Annotated in this window: 22 protein-coding genes and 1 pseudogene; 6 read left to right on the top strand and 17 right to left on the bottom strand. The window is 66.7% G+C overall.

Annotated elements, in window-relative coordinates; all coding sequences use genetic code 11:
* A pseudogene (locus ASE66_RS33435) lies at positions 1-608 on the bottom strand (tRNA guanosine(34) transglycosylase Tgt); the annotation flags it as partial.
* Positions 609-764: 156 nt separating this feature from the next.
* The gene (locus ASE66_RS25885) at positions 765-1115 is read right to left on the bottom strand and encodes an ArsC family reductase (RefSeq protein WP_156412330.1); all 351 of its coding nucleotides are present in this window, start codon (positions 1113-1115) and stop codon (positions 765-767) included.
* Positions 1116-1319: 204 nt separating this feature from the next.
* Between ASE66_RS25885 and ASE66_RS25880 the strand changes: the two genes are divergently transcribed.
* Entirely contained in the window at positions 1320-1904 is a 585-nt protein-coding gene (locus ASE66_RS25880) for a phosphoribosyltransferase family protein (protein WP_057192599.1), read from the top strand.
* 15 nt (positions 1905-1919) lie between these two features.
* Here ASE66_RS25880 and thpR read toward each other — a convergent pair whose 3' ends face one another.
* Both thpR and ASE66_RS25870 read right to left on the bottom strand, forming a co-directional pair.
* Entirely contained in the window at positions 1920-2555 is a 636-nt protein-coding gene (gene thpR / locus ASE66_RS25875) for an RNA 2',3'-cyclic phosphodiesterase (protein WP_057192598.1), read from the bottom strand.
* A 61-nt stretch (positions 2556-2616) separates the two neighbouring features.
* Positions 2617-3492 carry a helix-turn-helix domain-containing protein gene (locus tag ASE66_RS25870; protein ID WP_057192597.1) on the bottom strand — a complete coding sequence of 292 codons (876 nt, stop codon included), beginning with the start codon at positions 3490-3492 and terminating at the stop codon, positions 2617-2619.
* A gap of 126 nt (positions 3493-3618) precedes the next feature.
* Here ASE66_RS25870 and pobA point away from each other — a divergent pair, with 126 nt between their 5' ends.
* Positions 3619-4788: a 4-hydroxybenzoate 3-monooxygenase gene (gene pobA, locus ASE66_RS25865; protein ID WP_057192596.1), complete on the top strand. Its 1170-nt coding sequence runs from the start codon at positions 3619-3621 to the stop codon at positions 4786-4788.
* A gap of 21 nt (positions 4789-4809) precedes the next feature.
* On the opposite strand, the gene ASE66_RS25860 is transcribed toward pobA, so the two are convergent.
* The 13 genes from ASE66_RS25860 to ASE66_RS25800 all read right to left on the bottom strand — a co-directional run bounded on the left by ASE66_RS25860 (position 4810) and on the right by ASE66_RS25800 (position 20780).
* Positions 4810-5223 carry a GFA family protein gene (locus tag ASE66_RS25860; RefSeq protein ID WP_057192595.1) on the bottom strand — a complete coding sequence of 138 codons (414 nt, stop codon included), beginning with the start codon at positions 5221-5223 and terminating at the stop codon, positions 4810-4812.
* A gap of 49 nt (positions 5224-5272) precedes the next feature.
* Positions 5273-5737, bottom strand: coding sequence for an SRPBCC family protein (locus ASE66_RS25855; RefSeq protein WP_057192594.1), 465 nt, complete (start codon positions 5735-5737; stop codon positions 5273-5275).
* Complete coding sequence (locus ASE66_RS25850) at positions 5734-6063, bottom strand: ArsR/SmtB family transcription factor (RefSeq protein WP_057192593.1); 330 nt, start codon at positions 6061-6063, stop codon at positions 5734-5736. The genes ASE66_RS25855 and ASE66_RS25850 overlap by 4 nt, the downstream gene beginning before the upstream one ends.
* Positions 6064-6181: 118 nt before the next feature.
* Entirely contained in the window at positions 6182-7582 is a 1401-nt protein-coding gene (locus ASE66_RS25845; protein ID WP_057192592.1) for a mannose-1-phosphate guanylyltransferase/mannose-6-phosphate isomerase, read from the bottom strand.
* Between the two features lie 154 nt (positions 7583-7736).
* Positions 7737-9149 (bottom strand): HlyD family type I secretion periplasmic adaptor subunit, encoded by a 1413-nt coding sequence (locus tag ASE66_RS25840; RefSeq protein ID WP_244495062.1) that lies wholly within the window; start codon positions 9147-9149, stop codon positions 7737-7739.
* Between the two features lie 8 nt (positions 9150-9157).
* Positions 9158-10897, bottom strand: a complete 1740-nt coding sequence (locus tag ASE66_RS25835; protein ID WP_057192591.1) for a type I secretion system permease/ATPase — start codon at positions 10895-10897, stop codon at positions 9158-9160.
* A 198-nt stretch (positions 10898-11095) separates the two neighbouring features.
* A complete protein-coding gene (locus ASE66_RS25830; protein WP_082613735.1) occupies positions 11096-13501 on the bottom strand; it encodes a right-handed parallel beta-helix repeat-containing protein in 2406 nt (801 codons plus the stop codon).
* Positions 13502-13782: 281 nt separating this feature from the next.
* Positions 13783-14076: a hypothetical protein gene (locus ASE66_RS25825; protein ID WP_200964642.1), complete on the bottom strand. Its 294-nt coding sequence runs from the start codon at positions 14074-14076 to the stop codon at positions 13783-13785.
* Between the two features lie 8 nt (positions 14077-14084).
* Positions 14085-16265: a GumC family protein gene (locus tag ASE66_RS25820; RefSeq protein ID WP_057192589.1), complete on the bottom strand. Its 2181-nt coding sequence runs from the start codon at positions 16263-16265 to the stop codon at positions 14085-14087.
* Between the two features lie 95 nt (positions 16266-16360).
* Positions 16361-17836 carry an exopolysaccharide biosynthesis polyprenyl glycosylphosphotransferase gene (locus ASE66_RS25815; protein WP_057192588.1) on the bottom strand — a complete coding sequence of 492 codons (1476 nt, stop codon included), beginning with the start codon at positions 17834-17836 and terminating at the stop codon, positions 16361-16363.
* A 46-nt stretch (positions 17837-17882) separates the two neighbouring features.
* Positions 17883-18893, bottom strand: a complete 1011-nt coding sequence (locus ASE66_RS25810) for an NAD-dependent epimerase/dehydratase family protein (protein WP_057192587.1) — start codon at positions 18891-18893, stop codon at positions 17883-17885.
* A 106-nt stretch (positions 18894-18999) separates the two neighbouring features.
* Positions 19000-19797, bottom strand: a complete 798-nt coding sequence (locus ASE66_RS25805; RefSeq protein WP_057192586.1) for a WecB/TagA/CpsF family glycosyltransferase — start codon at positions 19795-19797, stop codon at positions 19000-19002.
* The gene (locus tag ASE66_RS25800; RefSeq protein WP_057192585.1) at positions 19797-20780 is read right to left on the bottom strand and encodes a UDP-glucuronic acid decarboxylase family protein; all 984 of its coding nucleotides are present in this window, start codon (positions 20778-20780) and stop codon (positions 19797-19799) included. Before ASE66_RS25800 ends, ASE66_RS25805 begins: the two co-directional genes overlap by 1 nt.
* A gap of 289 nt (positions 20781-21069) precedes the next feature.
* On the opposite strand from ASE66_RS25800, the gene ASE66_RS25795 reads away from it, so the two are divergent.
* The 4 genes from ASE66_RS25795 to ASE66_RS25780 all read left to right on the top strand — a co-directional run bounded on the left by ASE66_RS25795 (position 21070) and on the right by ASE66_RS25780 (position 25201).
* Positions 21070-22401, top strand: a complete 1332-nt coding sequence (locus ASE66_RS25795; protein WP_057192584.1) for a polysaccharide biosynthesis/export family protein — start codon at positions 21070-21072, stop codon at positions 22399-22401.
* Between the two features lie 31 nt (positions 22402-22432).
* The gene (locus ASE66_RS25790; protein ID WP_057192583.1) at positions 22433-23842 is read left to right on the top strand and encodes a mannose-1-phosphate guanylyltransferase/mannose-6-phosphate isomerase; all 1410 of its coding nucleotides are present in this window, start codon (positions 22433-22435) and stop codon (positions 23840-23842) included.
* 65 nt (positions 23843-23907) lie between these two features.
* Positions 23908-24339, top strand: a complete 432-nt coding sequence (locus ASE66_RS25785; protein WP_057192582.1) for a hypothetical protein — start codon at positions 23908-23910, stop codon at positions 24337-24339.
* Positions 24340-24352: 13 nt separating this feature from the next.
* Positions 24353-25201 carry a methyltransferase, TIGR04325 family gene (locus tag ASE66_RS25780; RefSeq protein WP_057192581.1) on the top strand — a complete coding sequence of 283 codons (849 nt, stop codon included), beginning with the start codon at positions 24353-24355 and terminating at the stop codon, positions 25199-25201.
* The last annotated feature ends 42 nt before the right edge of the window (positions 25202-25243 follow it).

The raw sequence follows: 25243 nt of genomic DNA, 5'->3' as shown, positions 1-25243 counted from the left end.
GCCAGCATGATGTCCTGCGGCTCGCCGACCGCGAGCCCGCCGATGGCGTAACCCTTGAGGTCCATGGCGGCGAGCTCGCGGGCGCTCTCGACGCGCAGGGACGGCACCGCCCCGCCCTGGACGATGCCGAACAGCGCCCTTCCCGCCGGATTGCCGAAGGCCGTCTTGCAGCGCTCGGCCCAGCGCAGCGAGAGCCGCATCGCCTTCTCGGCGACCTTGTCCTCGCAAGGCAGCGAGACGCATTCGTCGAGCTGCATGACGATGTCGGAGCCGAGCAGGTTCTGGATCTCGACCGAGCGCTCGGGGGTGAGCACATGCTTGGAGCCGTCGATATGCGACTGGAAGGTAACGCCTTCCTCGGTCAGCTTGCGCAGATTGGCGAGCGACATCACCTGAAATCCGCCGGAATCGGTCAGGATCGGGTGCGGCCAGTTCATGAACTTGTGCAAGCCACCGAGCCTGGCGACGCGCTCGGCGCCCGGCCGCAGCATCAGGTGATAGGTGTTGCCGAGCACGACATCGGCGCCGAGCGCCTTGACCTGCTCGGGATACATGCCCTTGACCGTCGCGGCGGTGCCGACCGGCATGAAGGCCGGCGTGCGGATCACGCCGCGCGGCATGCGGACCTCGCCGGTGCGGGCTGAGCCGTCGCGGCCGAGAAGATGAAAGCTGAAATCCGTCGTCATGGACGCCGGCCTAGCCCAGCGCCGCATTTCGCGAAAGAGCCTTGCGCGCCGGGTGGGGCTGTGCCGGCAGCCGGGCGCTCAACGCTTGGCGAAAGCGGCTTCGTAGATGTCCGGCTTGAAGGCGAGAATACGGCGGTCGCCGAGATCGAGCACCGGCCGCTTGATCATGGTCGGCTGCGCCAGCATCAGCGTGATCGCCTTCTTCGCATCGAGGCCCTGCTTGTCGGCTTCCGGCAGCTCGCGAAAGGTCGTGCTTCCCTTGTTGAGCACCTTCTCCCAGCCGAGTTCCTTGCACCAGGCCTCGAGCTTGGTCCTGTCGATGCCGGAGACGCGATAGTCGTGGAAGGTGTAGGGAATCTTGTGCGCGTCGAGCCAACTCCAGGCCTTCTTCATCGTATCGCAGTTCTTGATGCCGTAGAGCGTGACCATCGTCCCGACTGTCCCTGATTGCCGTCGGCGCCGGGGTGGCATGGCGGCTGGGCGAGATCAAGCAGGCGGGCCACTAAGCGCCGGCGCCTCACGAGCACGGGCCGGGTTTCGGATCGCGCGGACAATCAGCCATCTCTCGCGTTCCGTCATTCGATCGGCAACGATGGCGCGTATCGGGCGAGCAGGGAATCGCATGGACGCGTCATGATCGATCAGCTGCAACAGGTCGCGAAGCGCGACGACGACCTCGATATCCCGTTCCGCTCCTGGAAAAATCACCCGGCTGCCGGGGTGGATTTTCCCGACCTATCCATCGCAACCAGCGACCCGACCCTGACCCGTCCCATCGTCGATGCTCTCGCGTCGCGGATACCGGCCAAGATCGATGTGCTGGCCGGCCTCGATATCGGCGGGCTCGGCCTCGCCGGGGCGCTGGCCTATCGCAATGGCCTCGGCTTCATCGATATCCGCAAGGTCGATTCGCTCCGCAATGAGGTGATGCGTAGCATCATGGCGAATTACGAACTCGGCGAAGGCGTCGTGATCTCGAAAGGCGCGCGGCTGGCGGGACGCCATGTCGCGATCGTCGACGATTGCCTGATCTCGGGCGGCACGGCGCTGGCGACAGCGCGGCTGATCCGACGGCTCGGCGGACATTGCGACACGGCGCTCTTCGTCTTCGACATCGAGGGCATGGGCGGCCGCGAGCGCCTCGCCGGCGGCGGTATCACGGCAGAGGTGCTGCGCTCACTGCCGCCAACTGCAGCGGATCCGGCAGAAGCGGTCTAAGGAGCGCTGAAGCGATCATCGACTACTGAGCGGCCAGCGCGCGAGGTGATCGTGTTGGCTCTCACCATGGACACTGCGGATCAGAACGAAATCGGGCACGGTGAAGCTCAGACGAGGTATCTCGATCTGCGAAGCCGGTCGCTTATCGTAGAGCAGAGTGATGTGGGGGGTGAACCGCGCGTCGGCAGGTAAGTTCGCCGCCTGCATGGCATCATGAAGACGTGTCTGGAGTGTGATCAAGGCGGGTAGTGTGTCGCTCGCAGTAAGAACAAGCGACCGCTTTCCGTACGAGCCACTAAACGCTGCCGTTTGGTCAAAAAAGATATCAAAGCCTGGCTCGCGAATTGAAGCGCCAATCTGCTTCAGAAGATCGACGATTCCAGAGGGAGCTTCCCCAAATGCGCCGAGACCGCACAGGCTGACATGATAGCGATCGGGCCCGATTAGTTTGCCACGTAGCCCCATTGATCGCCGCAGCTGACGCCCGAGCGCGTCGATCGACTGAGCGATGTCAGGTGGCAGCACGATAGCAAAAAAGTAGCTGTTCCAAGCCGCGTCAGATGGGCCCTCGGCCTGCGACGAGGGCTTGGCGGGTGCGGTGTTTCCACCTCCGCCGAATAGGTCGAACTGGTCAGGAGATGATCTCCTCATCTTCCAAATCTAGAACAAAAACGGAACATTAGCAACCACCGAGCCCGGTCCCCCAAAGCCCTCACCCGGCCGCCCGGTACTCCGAGGGCGACATTCCTGCCCGCACCGCGAAGAAGCGGGAGAAATAGGCCGGGTCGGAGAAGCCGAGCCGGAAGGCGATCTGGGAGACCGGCGAGCGGGTGTAGACGAGGTCGCGCCGCGCCTCGATCATCAGCCGGCCCTGGATCACCCGCATGGCGGAATGGCCGAGCAACTCGCGGCAGACTCGGGTGAGATGCGGGCCGGTGACGCCAAGGGCCCGCGCATAGACGTCGAGCGCCTCATGCCTGTGGAAATGGTTTTCGACGCGCTCGATGAAGCGCCGGACCAGCATGGCGCGCGCATCGCTTGCACCGCCGTTCGCCACCGCCTGCGAGCGTGCGGCCCGGGCGAACCAGATCGCGATCAGCCGTGCATGCGCCGCGAGCGCGAGTTCGCGGCTCCCGCGGTTTCGCCCGAACTCGGCGAGCGCCGCCTCCATCATCGCAGTGAGCTCGACGATGTCACCGTCACCCGGCCCTCGCCGGTTCACGAACGCCTCGCCGAGCACGGCGCCGAGCGCCGGCTCGGCCTCGATCAGCGGCGTCAGGGTCGAGGTCGCAACGCTGGCGACGAAGCCTTCGGTGTCCGGCTCGAAGCGGAACTCGTGGATCGCCAGCGGCGGCAGCATAAGTACCGTGCCAGGGACCAGCCGATGTTCCCCGCCGTCGACCCGCACCAGCCCGCCGCCCGAGGCGATCAGGAAGAACTGGGCCATGTCCTGGTGCCGGTGCGGCTCGATCCGCCAGTCGCGCGGGGCGCTGCGGGCGCTGATGCGCTCGATATGCAGCGCATCGGGGAAGCGCTGCTCCCGCGGCTCGTCATAGAGCCAGTAGGCGGGCACCGAAGCGAGTGTCATCGAAACCGTCCGATGTTCGTTTAGTCCAAGACGTTGGGTGAAAGCTCCATTCCGGTCAAGCAGATACGATGGCATTTTCGTATGAAAGTACCGGGCTTTGCGCCCCTTGTTTCATGGGAGGACGCCATGCGCACGCAGGTCGTCATCGTCGGCGCCGGGCCGTCCGGCCTGCTGCTCGGCCAGTTGCTCAGCCGACAGGGCATCGACAACGTCATCCTCGAACGCAAGAGCGCCGACTATGTGCTGTCGCGGATCCGCGCCGGCGTGCTCGAGCAGGGCACGGTCGACCTGCTGCACGAGGCCGGCGTCGGCGCGCGCCTCGCCGAAGAGGGCCTGCCGCATGATGGTTTCTCGCTCGCCTTCGAAGGGCGCCTGCAACGCGTCGACCTCAAGGGACTGACCAGCAAGCAGGTGACGGTCTACGGCCAGACCGAGGTGACGCAGGACCTGATGGAGGCAAGGCAGGCTGCCGGCACGACGACGTTCTACGAGGCGGAAAACGTTCAGCTGCACGATTTCGACGGCGCCTCGCCGCGCCTCAGCTTCACATTCGAGGGCAAGCGGCGCGAGATCGCCTGCGACTTCATCGCCGGCTGCGACGGCTTCCACGGGATCTGCCGCGCCTCGGTGCCGTCAGGTGCGATCGAGACCTTCGAGCGCGTCTATCCCTTCGGCTGGCTCGGCCTGCTGGTCGACCAGCCGCCAGCGGCGCATGAGCTGGTCTATGCCAGCTCGCCCTTCGGCTTCGCTCTCTGCTCGATGCGCTCGCAGACCCGCAGCCGCTATTATGTCCAGGTGCCGCTCGACGAGAAGGTCGAGGCGTGGTCGGACGCGCGCTTCTTCGACGAATTGCGCCGGCGCGTGCCGGAAGAGGTCGCTGCGGCGGTGATCCCCGGCCCCTCGTTGGAGAAAAGCATCGCACCGCTGCGCAGCTTCGTCGCCGAGCCCCTGCGCTTCGGCCGGCTCTTCCTTGTCGGCGATGCCGGGCACATCGTGCCACCGACCGGGGCCAAGGGGCTGAATCTTGCGGCAAGCGACGTGCGCTACCTGTTCGAGGCGTTGCGCGAGCACTATGCCGAACGCTCCGATGCCGGTCTCGACGCCTATTCGGCCCGCGCGGTGGCGCGTGTCTGGAAGGCCGTGCGCTTTTCCTGGTCGATGACCAACCTGCTCCACCTCTTCCCGGAGGCGAGCCCCTTCGACCAGCGCATCAGGCGCGCCGAGTTCGACTACCTCGCGCAGTCGCAGGCCGCGCTCACCAGCGTTGCGGAGAACTATGTCGGCCTGCCCTATTGAGGCTGAGCAGGCGGCCGGCCGTCACCTGGGCGGCAGCTTCTCATGTCTTGGGATGCCCGGCGGCACGTGGTCCCAGGGCTGCGCGACCGAATGCCAGAACACCATCTCCGGCTTGTAACGACCGGGCTCGTCGAGGCTGCCGGCGCGCACGATGAACAGGTCGGGAATGTCCGGGAAAGTCAGATAGACGGGTGAACCGCAGGTCGGGCAGAAGGCGCAGCGCTTGACCGTGCCGCCCTCGCCGACGACGTCCCAGGTCGTCGCCTCGCCCGCGACGGCGACCGGCGCACCGACGAAGCTCAGATAGGAACCGTGGCCGGTGCCGCTCTGCTGCTGGCACTGGCGGCACTGGCAGTCATTGCTCTCGACCGGCTCGGCGGCGATCTCATAGCGGATCGCGCGGCAGGCGCAGCCGCCGGTGTAGGCATGGCTCATCGTCATTCTCCAGGAAGGGATGCTGGGCAGCCGGCGCCGTCCTGCGGCGTCAATTGTCCTCGCCGGCGACATCGCCGAGGCGCGGCAGGATGGTCTTCCAGCCGCGGCCCATATTCGTGAACGCAGCCTCGTTGCGCGGCAGCTCGAAGCCGGAGTGGACGAGGCGCACGCGAGTGCCGTTCGCCTCCCTGGACAGCGTCCAGGTGACGACGGTGTCGAGCCGGGAGCCGTAGCCGGCATTGCCGTCGTCGCCGCCCTTCCAGGAATAGGCCAGGCGCTCATTCGGGACGACGTCCAATACCTGGCAGTCGATCGTGCCGTCCCAGGCGCCGGCCGGCGTCGTCCTGAAAGTGAAGCGCGTCCCCTCGACCGGGGCGAAGCCTGAGGGCTCCATGATCCAGCGCGCGATCAGGGCGCTGGAGGTCAAAGCCTTCCAGATCGTCTCCGGCGCATGCGGGAGGATCTCGTCGACGACGATGTCCTGTGTGGCGGCCTGCAGGTCGATGGCGGTCATGGATCGATCTCCTTGAGAAGGCTGCGGAGGTTGGCGAAGCGCTCGCGCCAGAAGACCCCGTAATGGCCGATCCAGTCGACCAGCGGCGCCAGCCCTTCCGGCTCGGCACGATAGAAGACGTTGCGCCCCTCCGGCCGCTCGGCGACGAGACCCGCCTGCTTCAGCGATTTGAGATGCTGCGAGATGGCGCCCTGCGTCACGCCGCTGCCGCGGGTCAGCTCGGCGACGCTGATCTCGTCGCTGGCCGAAATCCGCTCGAACACGGCCCGCCGTGTCGGGTCGGCGAGCGCACGCATGACGGAGGAAACGGAGGCGATTTCAAGCATGGACAATCAATTAGCAATCACTAATTCATTAGTCAATACTAATCGCTCGAACACGAGGACGCGATGCGATTGGTCGCGCCCCACCCGATACCGTCGGCGCTGCGAACGCGGGGGCGTCTCAGCAGCGCTGATAGATGTCCTCGATGCGGATGATGTCGTCCTCGCCGAGATAGGAGCCGACCTGCACCTCGATGATTTCGAGCGGGATCTTGCCCGGATTGGCCATGCGGTGGACGCAGCCGATCGGCAGGTAGATCGCCTCGTTCTCGTGTACCAGGATTGTCTCGTCGTCGCGCGTCACCTGCGCGGTGCCGCGGACCACGACCCAGTGCTCGGCCCGATGATGATGCTTCTGCAAGGACAGGACGCCGTTCGGCTTGACCGTGATGCGCTTGACCTGGTGGCGCTCGTCGAGATCGACCGACAGGTACTTGCCCCAGGGCCGGTGGATCTCGCGGTGGCTGGCGGCTTCCGGCTCATGGTTCGCCGCGATCATCGCGACGACGTCCTTGACCTTGTCGGCCTTCGCCTTCGGCGTCACCAGGATGGCGTCGCGGGTGGCGATCACCGCGACATCGTCCAATCCGACGATGGCGACGACCGCGCCCTCGGAGCGGACCAGATTGTTGGCGCCATCGAGCACATAGCCGCGGCCCTGGACGACATTGCCGCCCGCGCCTTTCTCGGAGAGCTGCCAGACCGCGCTCCAGTCGCCGACATCGGACCAGCCGAAATGGCCGGCGATCACCGCGGCCGCGTCGGCGTGCCCCGGGGCGGCAGGTTCTGCCGGAAACGCCGGAAGGCCGGCGAGACCATCGGCTTCGAGCATGCGGATCCCGAGATTGGCTTGCATCGTCGCGGTGTTGCCGATCGCCCCTCTGGCGGCCGCCTGGAGCCTGGCCTGCATCGTCGCCGCATCGAAGACGACATTTCCCGAGTTCCAGAGATAGCCGTCGGCGAGGTAGCGCGCCGCCAGGGCTGCGTCGGGCCGCGCCGCGACATCCTCGACCTCGCGCGCGCCCTCGCCGATCTCCGTCCCGGGACGGATATAGCCATAGGCGGTCGCCGGATAGGACGGCGGTATCCCGATCGCGACGATGCGCCCCTGCGAGGCAACGCGAGCCGCCCTGGCGCAAGTCTCGATGAAGAGCCTGCCGTCCTGCACGACATGATCGGCCGGGAAGATGCCGACGAGCGCGGTAGCGCTGCGCGCCAGGCCGAGTTCGGCCGCGATCGCCGCGGCGGAATGCGCGCCATGCCCGGCGGGCTCCGGCACGATCTCGGCGCGCAGGCCGATCGCCTGCAACTGATCGGCGACGGTGAAGCGATGCTCGGCGCTCGTCACCACGATCGGCACCTCGAACACATCGGTGTCGGACAGGAGCCGGAGCGTGCGCTGGAAGGTGGAGTCCCGCCCGAACAGCGGGATGAACTGCTTGGGCATCGTGTCGCGCGCGGCCGGCCACAGGCCGGCACCATGTCCCGTGCACATCACGACAGGGATGATCTTGGACGACATGGGGCGGCTCCCGAAAACGGCTGCTGATCGCGCCGCAATTCTGGGAGAGAAGCCGGCACGCTCAAGCCGCCATCTCGGCTGATCTCCGAAGCGAAGGAGCCGCACCTTTCGGCGGGCGGCTCACTCCCTTTGCCTACCCCTTCCGCGCCCGGCCTCACTCCTCCCTGAGGCCGGAGCGCATAGAGTCGGTCAGCGGCTGCATCAGATAGGCGATGGCGGTGCGCTCGCCGGTCGGCACATAGACCTCGGCCGGCATGCCCGGCCTGAGCTTGGCCCTGACCTTCGGCGGGAAGCCCGACGCCGAGACGCTGACGCGAAGCTCGTAGACCATCTGCTGCAGGACCTCGTCGCGCAGCGCATCGGCGGCAATGGATTTCACCTCGCCGACAGTGAAGGGCGTCCCCCGCCCCTTGAAGGACGGCAGGCGCACCTCCGCGGCCATGCCCGGATGCAGGTTGTTCACATCCATCGGGGACACCTTGGCGGTGACGATGAGATCGTCGTCCTGCGGCACGATCTCCATCAGGGTCTCGCCCGGCTTCACCACCGCTCCCACCGTATGGATCTTGGAGGCGACAACCCGCCCGGCGCGCGGCGCACGTACTTCGGCGCGCGCCAGCACGTCCTGGGCGATGCGCAGCTTCTCCCTCGCATCCGCGAGCTTCACCCGACAGTCGGCGACCTTGGTCGAGGCTTCTTCCGCGGCGCGCAGGCCGATCTGGCTCATCTGGAGCCGGATCTCGTCATTGGCGACCGCCAACCGCGCCAGATCGGCCTCCAGCGAGCCCATGCGACCCTGCAGGTCGGTCAGCGATCGCTTGAGCGGGTTGATCCGCGTCGCGGCGACATAGCCCTTGTCGGCAAGGGGCCGCAGGTTGTTGAGCTCGTCGGTGATACTGGCGGCCTGCCCGATGGCGGCCTCGCGCTGAGCCTCGCTCGATTGGTACTGCTTCTCGGACTGCGTCAGCCGCTCCTTCAGGATCGAGACTTCCAGCTTCTGGGCGGATTGGCGTTCCTTGAAGAGCCGTTCCTGGTCGAGCATTATACGGCGCGCCTCCTTGCTCTCGGCCGCCTCCATCAGTTCGCTCGGAAAGGTGATGCGGTCGAGCCGGTCGATCTCGGCCGTGAAGCGCGCCTCCTCGCCCAGAGACTGCAGCACGCCGAGCCGCGCCACGCTGCGCTGCGCCGCCGCATGCGTCGAATCGAGCCGCAGCAGGATCTCTCCTGCCTTGACGTCGGCGCCATCCCGCACCGCGATCGCTTCGACAAGGCCGCCTTCGAGATGCTGCACCGCCTTGCGGTCATTCTCGACGACGACGCTGCCATGCGCCACGACGGCGCTGTCGAGACGCGCCGTCACCGACCAGAGTCCGCCCGCCCCGAGCGCGAGGGCGACGACGATGTAGCCGTTCCGGACCGGCGCGCGCCAATCGCCGCCCTCGACAGGCGCGTCGGGGCGGGCGAGCCATCGCCCTGCAATCGCACGCAGGGCCTCGAAGCGCCGGCGCCGGTCCGACCCGTTCAGGCCGAGCTTCATCTTGTTCAGGAAGGGTTTCATCTTGCTCATGACGGAGTTCATCGACGCGCCCACCTTGCTGCCGAAAGCGGCTCGACCTGTCCTGTCTGGCCGCGCTGCGGCGGCTGGATCCGTGCGCCGCTGCCCGGCTGCAGCAGAATCGGCAGGATCTCGTCGCGCCCGCCGACCCTGACCGCCTGGCCCTTCTGCATCAGGATGATCTTGTCGACCTGCGAGAGCAGTTGCGGGCGATGGGTGATCACGACCACGATCGCGCCGGCGTCGCGCAGGCCCGACAAGGCACGCGCCAGCGCGGCATCGCCATCCATGTCGAGATTGGCGTTGGGCTCGTCGAGCACGACCAGCGCCGGCTGGCGGTAAAGCGCCCGCGCCAGCCCGATGCGCTGCCGCTGCCCGCCTGACAGGATCGCCCCGCCCTCCCCGATCTGCGTCGCATAGCCGTCCGGGAAACCCTGGATCAGCTCATGCGCGGACGCGGCCGAGGCGGCAGCAACGGCGGCCTCGTCCGTCGCGTCGGGATCGAAGCGGGTGACGTTGTCGCGCACGCTGCCGGCGAACAGTTCCACATCCTGCGGCAGATAGCCGAGGATGCTTCCGCGCTGCTCATCAGGAAAATGCCTGATGTCATTGCCGTCGAGCCGCACGACACCCTGGACCGGCTGCCAGACCCCGACCAAAGCCCGTGCGAGCGAGGACTTGCCGGAACCGGTCAGTCCGACCACCGCCGCGATCTCGCCGGGCTCCACCTCGAACGAGACATTGTGCAGCAGCAGGGCATTCCCAGTCGGAGCGCGCACGCTCAGCCCCTCGACGCGCAGCGCACCGGCCGGCTGCGGCAGTGTCATGGGCTTGGCGCTATCCGACGGCGCCCTCAAGGTGGTGCTCAGTCTCTGGAAGGCGCTGCGGGCGGAGACGAAGCTCTTCCACTGGCCGACGGCGCCCTCGATCGGCGCGAGCGCCCGGCCCATGATCAGGGATGCGGCGAACATCGCCCCCGCAGCCATGCTCTGGTTGATCGCGAGATAGGCGCCGACGCCGAGGACCGCGCATTGCAGCGCGAGCCGCAGCAGCTTCGTCGCCGCCAGCAGGGTCCCGCCCCAATCGGCGGCGGCGGTGTGATGGACCAGCGCCTGCCCGCGCTGGCGCTGCCATTCGCCCCGGATCGGCTGGCCCATGCCGAGCGCCTTGATCACCTCGGCGTTCCGCAGCGAGGCGGTCAGCCGCTCATTCGCGCTATGGCCGAGCTCGGACGCCCGGATCAGGGATCCCTTGGTGATGCGCTCGTTCAGCAGGGCGACGCCCAGGATCGCAATGGCGCCGAGCGTGGCGACGGCGCCGATCGCCGGGTGCAGGATGAAGCAGAGGCCGAGATAGATCGGGATCCAGGGCGCATCCATCAGCGCCGGCACGAGGCTGCCGGAGAGCGTCGCCCGCAGGGTCTCGACATCGCGTATCGGCAGGGTCGGCGAGCCCTTCGCGTCGAGCGCGCCGTGAAAGGCGGCCTCGAAGGCCGGTTCGGACAGCGCCCCGTCGATACACAGGCCGAGCTGGACAAGCGCGCGGCTGCGGAAATGCTCGAGCGCGGCATAGGCCACGAACAGGGCGAGCACGATCAGCGACAGCATGACCAGTGTGGTGCCGTTCCTGCTGGTCAGCACCCGGTCGTAGATCTGCATCGTGTAGAGGGGCGACACGAAGACGAAGAGATTGAGCACGAAGGAAAGCCCGAAGAGCGAGGCAAATGCGGGCGTCAGTTTGCGGACCGTTTGCGAGAGCATTCGTCGGTTTCCATGCGCGATCGCGACTGGCGGGAGGACAGGCGTCGTGCGCGTCGATCGTGAGAGGGGTTCGAGACGCGACGCGACTGACCNCCTCCGAGCCCGTTCCGATCGGCTTGTGCCGCAAGCCGATCGGTCACACGGTCTCGGTGCTAAGGGTGAGAGACGGTTTCCGCCTCTCGAGGCAGCGGCTGACGGCTACCAGTGCCAGTGCGAGAGCTGGTTATGGTGGTCGTTGTCGCCGTCGTCATGGCGCCACTGGTTGCCACGCCCACCCACCTGGCTGCCGGTGTCGTCAGCGGCGGCTACGCTGTCTCGCTGACTATCTCGCGACCCGTTGCGACCGCCGCTCCGATCGTCATCGTCGTCACGCCGCGCCCAGATGTCCTGGAACCAGTCGTTGCGACCGCCGCCGTGACCGCCCCAATGGTGGCCGCCCCAGCCCGAGCCCTGGCCCGGATTCGAAGGCGTATCCGGCTCGGTCTCCGGCAGTGACGGGACCTCGGGGATCGTGATCACGTCCGGGTTCTCACCAGGATTCGAGACCGGGATGTCGGTCGGCGGCGTTTCCGGCTCCGCGGTGATCGGAGGCGTCACGGGCGTTTCTGGCTCTGCCGTGACCGGAGGCGTCACGGGCGTTTCCGGTTCTGCCGTGACCGGAGGCGTCACAGGCGTTTCCGGCTCGGTGGTGACCGGCGGCGTCACGGGCGTTTCCGGCTCGGCGGTGACCGGAGGCGTCACAGGGGTGTCGACGTCAGGCAACGTGCCGGTCAGGGAAGATCCGATCGAGCCGAACGGCGCCGACTCGACACCGTGCCCCTGGGCCACCGACCCGGAGACGAAGCTGTAGTCTCCGCCCGCAGCGTCGGCGAAGCCGGCTTGGTTGGTCATGACACTACCGGTGTCGCCGCCACGCTGCTGGAAGCCTGCCAGCGAGAGATCGGCGACCGTCAACTCTCCGCCATTGGGGTTGTAGTAGACGTTGTCGTGGATCAGGCGCGGATCGGTCTGATCGGTATCGATCGTGTTGCTTCCATCCCCCGAGACTTCGATGAAGTTCTGGTAGGTCTGGTTGCCCGCGATCGGATGATCGTCGGCAACGATCGTCGAGATGCCGTACTTGCCGTTGTCCAGCAGCGTGTTGTCGTGGATCTGGTTGTTCGACCCGCCATGGATGAGGATGCCGCTGAACGTCGTCCCCTGGACGAAGTTGCCGTAGATCTGGGCATTGCTCGCCATGTTGTCGAGATAGATGCCGGAGCTCCAGTTCTCCGCGAAGCCACCGTCCGTCGTGTTCAGGCCGCCGGTGTCGACGATGTGGTTGTAGCGGATGATGTCCCCCGCCGCCCCGGTGTCATCGGCCGAGAACAGGTAGATGGCGCCGACATCCGGCGTCTGCTGCCCGGAATGGCGGATATCGTTGTACTCGATGGTGTTGCCGCCCGACGGGTTGCCCGGATCGTAGTTGATCTCCGCGATGCCGAAGCGCGGCACGTTGGTGATCGTGTTGTGATCGATCTGGTTGCGCGCCGACTCCTCCATGGAGATCGAGCCATGCTGAACGAAGGTTTCGTTCGAACGGTCGATGACATTGTTCGAGATCTGGTTGCCGCTCGTTCCCGGCGTCAGCGCGATGGCGCTCGACCAGGTGTGCTCGAACCTGTTGTCCGAGATCAGGTTCCCGCTGCTGCTGCCATGCAGCGCGACGCCGACGCCGACATTGAGGAAGTGGTTGCCTTCCACCTTCAGCCCGGTCGCATCATGCGCCTCGATCGCCGCAGTCTCGGGATCGCCCGTCTTGGCCGCTGTGTCCGCGAAGGTCAGCCCATTGAAGCTGACATTCTTGGCGCCGTCGACGACGAACAGGCTGTGGTCGTTCGACACGACCGCGCCTTCGCCCGTAAAGCCCTCGGGAGCCTTGTAGCGGACGGTCTGCGTCGCGTTGTCGTAGGACCATTCGCCGACATTGTCCGGCTTGGCCTCCGAAATGTAGAAGCGGCTGGCCGGGCCGAGATCGTAATTGGCTTCCGAGGTGAAGGTGGCCACGTTGCCCTGGATCGAGCCGATGGTCAGCTTGTCGCTGGCATAGCCGTTTTCCGAGAAGACGGTGATCGTCTGGCCGACCTGCGGAGCGTGGCCCGCCGGAAAGTCAGACGGATCGAATGCCATCGACTTCTGAGGGTCGTGCCCACTCGGCAGATCCTGCCCCCAGAGCCAGCCGCCCTTGACCGGGTCGTTCGGATCGACATCGGGAAAACGGCTTTGGGTCTGCTGCACGCCGTTGACGGTGAGCTGCTGAACCTGATCGGCATCGACATGGGCCGTCCAGATGCCGTCGGCGCCTTGGGTCCAGCCGCCCACCGGCGTGCCGCCGCTGATGACGACCTTCTCTCCGGACATCGCCACGAAAGACGAACCCGAATCGGCGGAGGTCAGTTGCAGGGAGTTGGGCGCATAGTAGGTACCACCACCGAGGTAGACCGTATCGGCACCACCGCTCTGGTGCATGGCTTGGATCGCCCGCTCCAGGGTTTGGAAAGATGACGCTTCATCTAATCCTGTATTGTTATCGTTTCCAGTTGCCGAGACGTAAATTGTGGCCATAAAGGGGCTCCGTTTTTGGCTGGAACACTCAAAGTGATCGAGCCCTAAATACCCCTCCCCCGTGATTCGATTCTACCCAACGTCCGGAACGTGTACTCGGAAGGATTAGTCCAAACGGACTAATCGTCTTTTTTTGACGTAATATATCAATGGATTGCTTCTTGCTCGCGGCACCGCTGGCCCTGTTGATGGAACGGCGGCGTCAGCCAAATCTACCCGTTCGCGCCGCGAATCGAATCACTGAACGGCCTCAATCCTGAAACCAGAGGTTGGTTTTCCGGTCAGCTCGACACGGTCTGATCGAATCCGGCCTCCGAATCGGAGTGGCAGACCGTCAGGTGATGGTCGCAAAACTGGGCGCTCGCAGCCAGCCGATCGACATAGGCCCGGAAGGCGGCCAGGGTCGCGACCGGGCGCTGGCAGCCATCGCAGATGACGAGCCCGTCGGCCGACAGATCGCTCGGCAGGTGGACGGCGGGCGAGCCGCACGCCTGGCAGCCGAACCCGCCGCTTGGCGGCGACGGCGACGGCGCGCCGAGATCCGGGGCCGCCAGCAGCGCGGCATAGCGATGCAAGCGACTGCTCATGCCGAGGCCTGATAGAAGGACTTGTAGTTGCGATAGACGCGGCCACGGTCGGAGACCTCGTAGCGGCCCTGCTCCTCGAGGTCGACGCCGTTGAGCACGACGCCGGCGACGTCCAGCCCCAGCCTGGCGAGGTGGTCGAGCGTCGCGGAGACCGTGCTCTTCAGCGTGTCGTTCCACCTGACGACGTGCAGCACCGTATCGGCGTGCTCGCGCAGCAGGGCGCTGTCGGCCGAGAGCAGCACGGGCGCCACCTCGAACAGGATGACGTCGTAGCGCGCCCGCGCCTCGCGCAGCATCGCCTCGAAAGCCGGGTTCGAATAGACGTTCTGGCTGTCGCGCAGGCCGGAGGCGCGCCGAACCGTGGCGACCGGGCTCGTACCCGGACCGCCGGAGTCGCCGACCTGCGGCAGGCACTGGTCGAGCAGCGCCTCGTGCGGGAAATTCTGGCCCAGCAGCAGGCGCCGGGGCGAGCCGTCCACCACCAGCACCCGCTGGCCCATCATCGCCAGCACGCGCGCCATGGCGGAGGCGACGAAGGACTTGCCTTCTCCGGGCGCCGACGAGGTGATCAGCACGAATTTGGGCGGATTGCTCGACGGGAACAGCTCGGCCACCATCGAGCGCACCGCCTCGGCGAAGACCAGGCTCTCCAGCCCGCCGGGGTAGTGCTCCAGATTCGGAAGAAGCCCGACGCAGTTGGTCCGTGTCTCCGCGGCGAACTCGTTCTCGCTGCGGAATCCGCGATCCCGTTTTTCCAGCAGATAGGAGAGCCCGGCCCCGGCCATCAGCCCGCCGATCGTGGCAAGGCCGAGCACCAGGGACGGCTTGATCGAGCTCGGCAGCGAGGGGATATCGGCAGGCGCGACGATCTGGGCGATGATCGGCCGCAGCTCGCTCACGGCGCTGGCCTGCTGATGGGCGTCTGAGAGCTGCTTCAGGCGGTCGCGCGCCGCCGTCGCTTCGGCCTGCAGGGTACGCAGCTGGCCCTCCAGCCCCCTCGCCTCGATCGACTTGGTCTGCAGCGTCGCGACGCGTTCGCGCAGTGCGGCCTCGGCGTTGCGGGCGGCCTGGACGTCGGTTTCGATATTGGCGACGGATTGCGCCAGTTGCTTCTGCAACCGCTCCTGCACGGCGCTGAGCGACAGCCGCAGCCGCTGGACGGCGGGATGACGCTCGCCCGAGACGGAGACCATTTCGTCGAGAGCCCGGCGCGCCTTGCCCTCTTCGTCGAGAAGCTGCTGAACCACCGGCGAACCGCCGAGATCGTTGGTCTGCGGGATGTTGCCGGCGGCCAGGGAGACCTGGGCGCGCTGCAGACGGGTCTCTTCCCCGAGCCGTGTGGCGGACACCGTATTGAGCTGGGTCAGCATGTCGCGAAGCTGCTGCTGCTGCATATCGGCGCCGTCCTGCCCGAGCTCGACGAAGCCGGTCCTCATCCGGAAGGCTTCGATCTCCTTATCGATCTTCCCCAGATTGGCGCGGGCCTCCTGGGCCTGCGCGCCATACCACTGGCTGGAACGCTGCGAGGCGCTGGCGGTCGCTTCCATCTTGCGGCGCAGATATTCGTTGCCGAAGGCGTTGACGATCAACGCCGCACGGTCGGGGTCGGGATCGCGATAGGTCAGCGTCACCAGATAGGCCTTGGTGTCGTTGCTGACGCCGAGCGCGCCGAGCAGTTGCTGGGCGGCGATGTCGCGCGCAGTCGGCTCGGCCGATCCGCTGCCGAAGCCGGCAAGGTTGCGCAGCGTGTGTCGCACCGAGGACGGGAAGATCAGTTCGGCTGCCCCCGTGAACAGGCCGGAGATTCCCGAGGGATGGCTCGGCGCAGTCTGGTCGAGACCGAGGCGCGAGGCGACCGCACGAGCCGTGGCGAGCGAGCGGATGATCCGCGCCTCGCTCTCCACCAGCGTCGAGGCATCGAGCGCGACGCTGCTCGCCTTGCCGCCCCCGCCGCTGTCCTCGCGCGTGAAGTCGAACTGCAGGACCAGATCGGCAGTGTAGCGCTGGGGCGTGACCGTCAAATAGAGCCCGGCCGCCAGCGCCGTTGCGCAGGTCACGGCGAGGATCAACAGCCGCCGCCGCCAGAGCATGGAGAGGAAATCGAAGGTCACCGCATCGTAATGCTTCGCGAGCGTCGCAGGAGGACGGTGGCTTCGCATGTCGCTGAAGAGATCCATGGTCCCGTGCCTCGCCTGCTGATTTGAGCCGAGATGTCGATCGAGGCTGGCCGGCGCTGCGCGGACGGCCAGCTCGAGCGGAAGTCGCCTGCGCGCTATTTCGCGCCCCGGCCGTGGAGAACGGCAGGGACGGTTTGCAGCAGGACGTAGAAGTCGAGCCAGAACGACCAGTTGTGGATGTAGAAGCTGTCCTGCCGCTTCTGGACGGCGAGGTCGCCGTCGCTGCGATCCGTCACCTGCCAGAGGCCGGTCAGGCCGGGCGGCACGCTGGTCCGCAGAGCCTGGAAAGCGGTGTCGAAGCATTGATTGTGATAGGCCGGGAACGGCCGCGGCCCGACGATGCTCATATCGCCGCGCAGGACGTTCCAGAGCTGCGGCAGCTCGTCGAGGCTGGAGCTGCGGATGAACTGCCCGATCTTCGGCAGGATCCGCGGATCGTTCGACAGCTTGAAGAAGCGCTCCCATTCCTGCCGCGCCGCGCCGTCGGCCTCCAGATGCGCGGCGAGCCGTGCCTCGGCATCGGCATACATGCTGCGCAGCTTGTAGACCTTGAAGACGTGGCCGTTCCGGCCGATCCGCGGCTGGGCGTAGAAGGCGGGCCCGTTGTCGACCGCCTTCACCGCAAGCGCGAGCACCGCGACCACCGGCAGGGCCGCAAGGGCGACCGGAAGCGCGACAATCAGATCGAGCACTCGTTTCAGGCGCAGATTGCTCGGCCTGTGGATGGCGCTGCGCAGTTCGAGCCCGAGCAGCCCGCCCATCGCCCGCAGCTGCGGATTGAGGACCTGGAGCGTCGAGGCGTCGTGGACGACGAAGATCTGGCGCACTGGCAGGCGGGCAAGCCAATCCGCCTTCTCGACATGGAGATCGCCCGAGGCGCACAGGGCGACCTCGATCCCCGGCGAGATGATGTTGGCCTGGCCGCGGGTGATCACCGGCAGGTCGCACCTCTCCAAAGCATCGGAGAGCGCATCGCCCTCGTCGTCGGTGAGGATGGCGACCGGCTTCAGGCCGAGCTCCGGCCGCGAGGCCAGATCGCGCGCCAAAGCGAGGCATGCCTGCATCGTGCCATAGAGCACGGTCGGCGCGGTCCACAGGTCGCGCCGCAGCAGCGAGCCGCGGATCAGCGCCTCGACATAATAGCCGAGCATGACCGTCAGGCCCGCGCCAGCGATCACGAAGCCCCAGAGGTGATTGGACGGATCATCGACCAGCAGCCAGACGAGCACCACGGCTGCCGCGGCGACATTGCCGAGCGTGCGCCGGCGCAGACGGTCGACCGGTTCGGCCCGCTCCGAACCGTAGAGCCCGAAGCCGCCCAGGGCACCACACAGGGCCGCTGCCCAGACCAGGACCAGGCCCGCCATGTTGGTGTCGGTATCGGAGGCCGCGATGACGGCGCCGAGCTGCAGGACGCCAGCGACGATCGTCAAGGTGACGAGGTCTCCGAGCATTAGCGATGCGGCGACAACTCGCCGCCGCATCGTCGGAGTGACATTGGCGCCGGGCAGCCGGCCCGGCGTTGCCATACCGATCGAGGCGGGCACGACAGTCGTGATGACATCCGGCATGGCAAACTCCCGCGGTCTCGCTCGGCTGCATGAAAGAGCGGACGCGCTACTGCGCCGCGATCGTGGGAATCGTCTCGATCATCGCCTCGCGCTCGGCCCTCGCCTTCGCCTCGCCGGCGATCCAGGCATAGGTCGGGATCAGCCCCTGGCCGAGATGGATCGAGGGCTCCCAGCCGAGCACGTCGCGCAGCCGGTTGTTGTCGCTGTTGCGACCGCGGACGCCCTGCGGGCGATTGGTGTTGAAGCGCTTCTGGATGGTCTTGCCGGCGATCCCGGCGATGATGTCGACCAGCCCGCTGACGTCGACCAGCTCGTCGGTGCCGAGATTGAGCGGCTTGGCATAATCCGAGCGCATGATGCGGTAGATGCCTTCGACGCAATCGTCGATGTACATGAAGGAGCGGGTCTGCTTGCCGTCGCCCCAGACCTCGATCGCCTCACCCGATTTCGCCAGCGCGACCTTGCGACAGATGGCAGCCGGCGCCTTCTCCTTGCCGCCGTCCCAGGTGCCGAGCGGCCCATAGACATTGTGGAAGCGGACCAGCCGGGTCTGGAAGCCGTAATCCTCGGTGAAATACTCGCACAGCTTCTCGGTATAGAGCTTCTCCAGCCCGTATCCCGGCTCGGGATCGGCGGGGAAGGCATCGTCCTCCTTCAGCGGCACGACCGAGGGCACATCCTGGAGAAACTGCGGATAGACACAGGCCGAGGAGGAGAACAGGAAGCGCTGGACCTTGGCGTCATGGGCCGCCTTCAGCATCTGCGCGCTGATCATCGTGTTGTTGTAGGTGATCGAGGCGTGTGCGCCGGAGATGTAGCCGATGCCGCCCATATCCGCGGCGAGGTTGTAGACCTCGTCCATGCCGTGGACGGCCTCGCGACAATCGTCCATCTCGCGCAGGTCCAGAATGCGGAATTCATCCGCCGAGCTGGCTTGGTATTCTGGGTCCTTGATGTCGACTCCTCGGACCCAATAGCCTCGATCCTTGAGATAATTCACAAGATGGAAGCCGATAAAGCCGCCAGCGCCCGTAACCAGCACAGATTTCCTGGACATTACTTCGCTCCACTGAAGAATGGAACTCCGTGATAGCGTTTTTATCTTTTTAAATCAGGTGGTTAAACCGAACTATACCCCCTTTGAGACGATCTATCTCTTGGGGTTAGACCTGCCTTTTCGGAGCAACCGCGAGCGCAGTCTTCTGCCGGAGCAGCTGCAGGCTGGCGCCGACCATGAACTGCGGCACGATCTTGCCATAGCGGCGCCAGAGCCGCCGCGGCTCCGACAGCAGTCTGAACAGCCATTCGAGACCGCGCTTCTGCATCCAGGCCGGGGCCTGGCGCTTGGTGCCGGCGAGGAAATCGAAGGCGGCGCCGACGCCGATCATCACCGGCGCCTCGATCCGGTCGAGATGCCCCGCCATCCAGTATTCCTGCTTCGGCGTGCTGAGCCCGACCCAGACGATGTCGGGCCGGGCCGCGTTGATCATGTGCACGATCTCCTCGTCCTCCAGCGCCGACGAGGGCCGGAATGGCGGCGAGAACGTGCCGGCCACGGCGAGCCCCGGAAAGCGCGCGGTGAGACGCTCGCGCAGGCGCTCGGCGAGGCCGGGCGCACCACCGAAGTAATATTGGCGGTAGCCCTTCTCGGCCGATAGCTCCGTGAGGCGCAGCATCAGCTCCGGTCCGTAGACCCGCTCGGTACGGCCATGGCCGAGCTTGCGGGCCATCCAGACCAAGGGCATGCCGTCGGGAGTCGCCATTCCAGCGCGCTCATGGATCGCCATGAGCCTGGGATCCGACTGGCTCTCGATCACGCCGTGGACGCCGGTGATGCAGACATAGTTGCGTGCCCTCCGGCCGATCCAGTCCTCGACCGTGCGCAAGGCGTCCGCCATGGTGATGGCGCTGACGTTCACGCCCATGATGCGCGCGCGGGGAAGCGGGTCCGCGGGCGTCATCAGCTCGCCCTCGCGACCTCGACCCGCCGCACGGGATCGTGCATCGCCGACAGCACACCGTCGAAATAGGCGATCGTCCGCTCGAGCCCTTCCTGCAAGGGCACCTTCGGCGCCCAGTGCAGCAGTTCCTGCGCCCTGGTGATGTCGGGGCAACGCTGACGCGGATCGTCCTGGGGCAGCGGCCGGTAGACGACCTGCGAGCGCGAGCCCGTCAGCGTGACGATCAGCTCGGCGATCTCGGCCATGGAGGTCTCGACCGGATTGCCGAGATTGACCGCCCCGTCCAGCGGCTGGGTCACGTTCATCAGGCGCATCAGCCCCTCGACCAGATCATCGACGAAGCAGAAGGCGCGCGTCTGGCGGCCATCGCCGTAGAGCGTGATCGGCTCGTTGCGCAGCGCCTGGACGATGAAGTTCGAGACGACGCGGCCATCCTCGAGGTTCATGCGCGGCCCGTAGGTGTTGAAGATGCGCGCGATGCGGATCTCGACACCATGCCGCCGCTTGTAATCGTAGAAGAGCGTCTCGGCGCAGCGCTTGCCTTCATCGTAGCACGCGCGCGGCCCGCTGATGCTGACGAGCCCACGGTAGCTCTCGACCTGCGGATGCACGTCCGGGTCGCCGTAGATCTCGCTGGTCGAAGCCTGCAGGATCGGGATGCCGAGCCGCTTGGCCATGCCCAGCATGTTGATCGCGCCGAGCACGCTGGTCTTCGTCGTCTGCACCGGATCGCGCTGGTAGTGCACCGGCGAGGCCGGACAGGCGAGATTGTAGATCTCGTCGACCTCCAGATAGAGCGGGAAGGTCACATCGTGCCGCAGCACCTCGAAATTGGACTGGCCCTGCAGCGCGCTCAGATTCTCGCGCCGCCCCGTATAGTAGTTGTCGACCGCCAGGACCTGATGCCCTTCGGCGACCAGGCGCTCGCAGAGATGACAGCCGACGAAGCCGGCGCCGCCTGTGACGAGGATACGCTTCTGCATGTCTGAGCTCCGCCGGATCGGGCACGGGAGGGAGCCAAAGCTTTGCTGCAAGCGCCGCGTTCTCAAAGGACGCTTTGGGAGGTGAGCGCCCCGGCGGCAACAAGGAAGGGCTACTTCCCACGCGGCGCAAAATGGCGTCCCGGTGCGACCACGGCCTCCGCGCTCCACTATGGGATTAATCCGGTGGCGACGCGCCTTGGCCCGAATGCCGAAGCGGAAAACGCAGCCGGTCCTGACATCCTGCCCGCATCGCAGCGCCATGCTTTGGGCAGGACGGTCGGAGCTAGCCTTGGACGCGTCAATTCACTCCTGGACCCCTCACCTCACCTTTGGAACATCGGCGCACGCTGATCGATCGCGAAGCCGTCGGCTCTGGCCGCTCGTCCTGGCACTGATCGCCTCGGTACTCGTCCTGATCGCGACGGCGTCGGCCGCGGACCGCGAGGCCGCCGACACGCTCTCGATCGGCGACAAGGTCACAATCTCGGTCTTCGGCCAGACCGACCTTTCCGGCGATTTCGTCCTGGACGGCTCGGGCGCGGTCAACATGCCGCTGGCCGGGCGGATCAGGATCGCCGGGCTCTCGGCGCCGGAAGCGGAAGCCCGCATCCGCAGCGCGCTGATGGACGGCTATCTGCGTGATGCCGTGGTCAGCCTGCGGGTCGCGGAGCTGAAGCCGGTCTACATCATGGGCGAGGTGCGCTCGCCGGGGACCTATCCCTTCCGGCACGGGCTCAACGTCCTCGCGGCGGTCGCACTGGCCGGCGGCTATCGGGTGGGCGACGAGTCGATCGCCGTCCTCAAATCCGAGCTCCTGCTCGCCGACGAGCGCGAGCAGTTGCTCACTGCCTCGCTCCAGACGCTGACGGCGCGCCGCCAGCGCCTCGAAGCCGAACGCGACGGCGTCAAGCAGCTCGTGGCTGATGCAAGAAGCGCAGGCAGCGTCCAAATTCTGGCCGGCGAACAGGAGATCCTCGACTTCCAGCGCCGGGCGCGCGAGGGCGAGCGCGACTTGCTGAGCCAGCAGGTCGCCCGGCTCGCCTCCGAAAAGGCCGCCCTGACCGAGCAAGCCCGACTGGTCGAGCGGCAGGTCGAGCTGACGCGCGAGCAATCGAGCGAATACAACAAGCTGGCGACGACCGGCCATGGCTTACGCACCGTCCAGGTCGAACGCGAGCGCGACTATACCCGCACGCAGGGCGAAGCGGCGCGCCTGCGGGCGGAGCTGGCCAAGAGCGAGACGGCGCTCGGCGAGCTGACGCTGCGGCTGCGTGAGCTCGACACCACCTACATGCGCCGTGTCGTGCTCGAGCTGCAGGACACCCGGCAGAAGATCCTCGAGGTCGAGCGCAGCCTGCCGACTGCCCGCGAGATCGCCGAAAGCCGGCGCCGCCGGGTGGTGGCGAGCGAGGGCTCCGGCGCGGCGGCGGATTGGGACATCAGGATCACGCGGCAGGCCGGCCTCACGCCGGTGACGCTCCAGGCGAAATTCGAAACCACCCTGCAACCGGGCGACATCGTCCAGGTCGCTCCGAAAGCCCGGCCGATCGAGGGCGGGCTTTCCGGGGACGAGGCAAAGACACCGAGGCGCCAACTCACGGGTCTCGCCAGCCAGCAGTGATCCCGTTGCAGCTCACGCCGAGAGGGTCGACATGCCTGCGAAGATACGCCCGATCATCATGTGCGGCGGCGCCGGGACGCGGCTGTGGCCGACCTCGCGCAACTCCCTGCCCAAGCAGTTCGCCATGCTGCTCGGCGAGCGCTCGACCTTCCAGGACACCGTCCTGCGCCTGCGTCACAAGCTGTTCGAGCCGCCGCTCGTCCTGACCAACCGCAACCACCGCGTCCTGGCCGAGCGGCAGCTGGCGGAGATCGGCGCCGAGGCCGAGATCGTGCTCGAGCCCGACCGGCGCGATTCCGGCCCCGCCATCCTCGCCGGCTGCCTGATCGCGGAAGGTCGGCAGGCGGACAGCACCGTCCTCGTCGTCGCTTCCGACCATATCGTCACCAACCGCGCGGCCTTCCGGCACGCCGTCGTCAGCGGCCTTCCCGCCGCCCGTGCCGGGCGCCTAGTGACCTTCGGTGTGGCTGCGCAACATGCCTGCACGGACTACGGCTGGATCGAGCCCGGGATGGTGCTCGAAGGCGAGGCCCGGCATGTCGAGCGCTTCACCGAGAAGCCGGACGGGCGCCGCGCCGCCGAATATCTGCGCCGACGCTGGATGTGGAACTCCGGCAATTTCCTGTTCAGCGCGCGAAGCCTGATCGAGGAATACCGCACCTTCGAACCGGCAACGGTGAGCGCGGTCGAAGCGGCCGTCGCGAACGGGACCGACGAGGCCGGCGCCTTCGCGCTGGCGCTGGACGGATTCGTCATGGCGCAGAAGCGCTCGATCGATTTCGCCGTCATGGAGCGCACCGACCGGGCCGCCGTCGTCGCGATGTCGTGCGGCTGGTCCGATATCGGCAGCTGGGATGCGCTCTGGGCGCTGAGCGACCATGACGGCAGCGGCAATGCCCGCCGCGGCAATGTCGAGCTGGTCGACGCGCACAATTGCCTGGTCTCGACCGACGGGCCGATGACCTCCGTCCTCGGCGTCGAGGACCTGATCGTGGTCGCGAACCGCGACGCGGTGCTGGTCGCCGACCGCAATCGTGCCGGCGAGGTCAAGCAGGTCGTCGAGCTCCTGCGCAGCAAGGGCTGCAGCCAGGCCGAGACGCATGCGAGCGTCCACTGCTCCTGGGGCTCCTACCAGATCGTCGATGCCGGCGACGGCTTCCAGGTCAAGCGCATGATCGTCGCGCCCAAGGGACGCTTGCTGCTGCAGAAGCACCGTTTCCGCTCGGAACATTGGGTGGTCGTGCGCGGCACCGCCACCGTGACGGTCGACGAGGCCGTCGGCCACTTCGGCAAGAACGACCATATCTTCATCCCGCTCGGAGCGGTGCACCAGCTCGAGAACAGCGGCTCCGAGCCGCTCGAACTGATCGAAGTCCAGAACGGCAGCTATCTCGGCGAGGACGACGTCATTCGCATCGACGAGATACGGCAGCAGATCTGAAGGCGATGCCCGGAACCGGCCGAACGAGGAGCGAAGGCGCTCCATCGGCCAAAACGGAGGGATCCTTGTCCAGCTCTGAGAAGCACAGCCGGGACGATGGCAGCACCGCCCGTACCGCCCCGTCGCTCCCGGCGGTCCGGCATTCCGCCTTCGCGAAACACTGGCTCGCGATCGACGACGGCGGCGCGGAGCTGACCAAGGCGGTGTTCGGTGCGCCTGCCCGGCGGATGCCGCCGCGCCCTGCCCCGCATGAGGCGCCGATGTCTCACCCCCCGACGTCTCCCGCACACGGGGTGTCAGCCCCCACCCGCTTGCGAGCGACGCTGGCCTTGCTGCTGCTCGTCCTTGCCGTGCTGTTCGCTGAACCCGCTGCCAGGCTGCTGGGGCTCGCGCCGCGGCCGGAAGCCTCCGGCCCGGCCGAGATCTCGCGGCCGGGCAAAGCACCCCCGTTGAAGCCCGGGGCTCGCCCCGAGGCGAAACGCACCGGCGAGGCCTGAGCGGATGTCGGCCATGGCCATATGGAAACAGAGCCTGCGCCTGACAGCCCACACGGCCTCGGCCAGCTGGCCGGGCATCGCCCAATTGCGCCAGAGGCTCTACGAGGCCCGCTTTCGCGCGGGCAAGTATCACTGCGGCTACAGCGGCAGATATGCCAGCTTCGACGCTGCCGAGCGCGCGCTGCCGACCGGCCTTTCCGGCTTCGACCATGACGCGATGGCGGACATCGACCACTACACCACCCTGGCCGGCGGGATCGAGCCGATGCCGGCGACCGAATATCCGGTCCTGTTCTGGCTGCGCCGCGCGCTCGACGATGGCGCCCTGTCGCTGCTCGACCTCGGCGGCTATGTCGGGCACGCCTTCCGACAGTACGATCGCTACCTCGCTTTCCCGGACGCGTTCCGCTGGGCCGTCTTCGACCTCCCGCACATCACCCGGGCCGGGCAGGCGCTCGCTGCGCAGCAGCCCACGCCGTGCCTGCGCTTCACCAACACGGTCGATGACGGCAGCGGCATGGACATCCTGCTCGCGGCAGGCTCGCTGCAGTATCTGCCCGAGACCTACCTGCACGAACGCCTGAGTGCCTGGCGGAAACGGCCGCGGCACCTGATCGTCCAGCGCCGGCCGCTCCACGCGCGGCACTCCTTCGTGACGATCCAATCCGTGATCACCCGCACCGGGCAGGTCTCGTTCTGCCCCTACAGCATTCCGGCGCGCTCCGGTTTCATCGATGGCCTGGTCGCGCTCGGCTATGAGCTCGTGGATTCCTGGGAGAAGCCACGCAGCCTCGACGTGCCATTCCAGCCCGAATGCCATGTCGAGACCTATTCAGGGCTCTACTTCCGGCTGAGGCCTTAAGCCCCGCACACCGCGCTCCACCTCCATCTACAACCCTTTCGG

It is taken from the genome of Allobosea sp. Root483D1 (genome assembly GCF_001429505.1).
GTDB lineage: Bacteria > Pseudomonadota > Alphaproteobacteria > Rhizobiales > Beijerinckiaceae > Allobosea.
The sequence above is the reverse complement of the archived record's forward strand: the minus strand, read 5'-3'. Positions and strand labels throughout refer to the sequence as shown.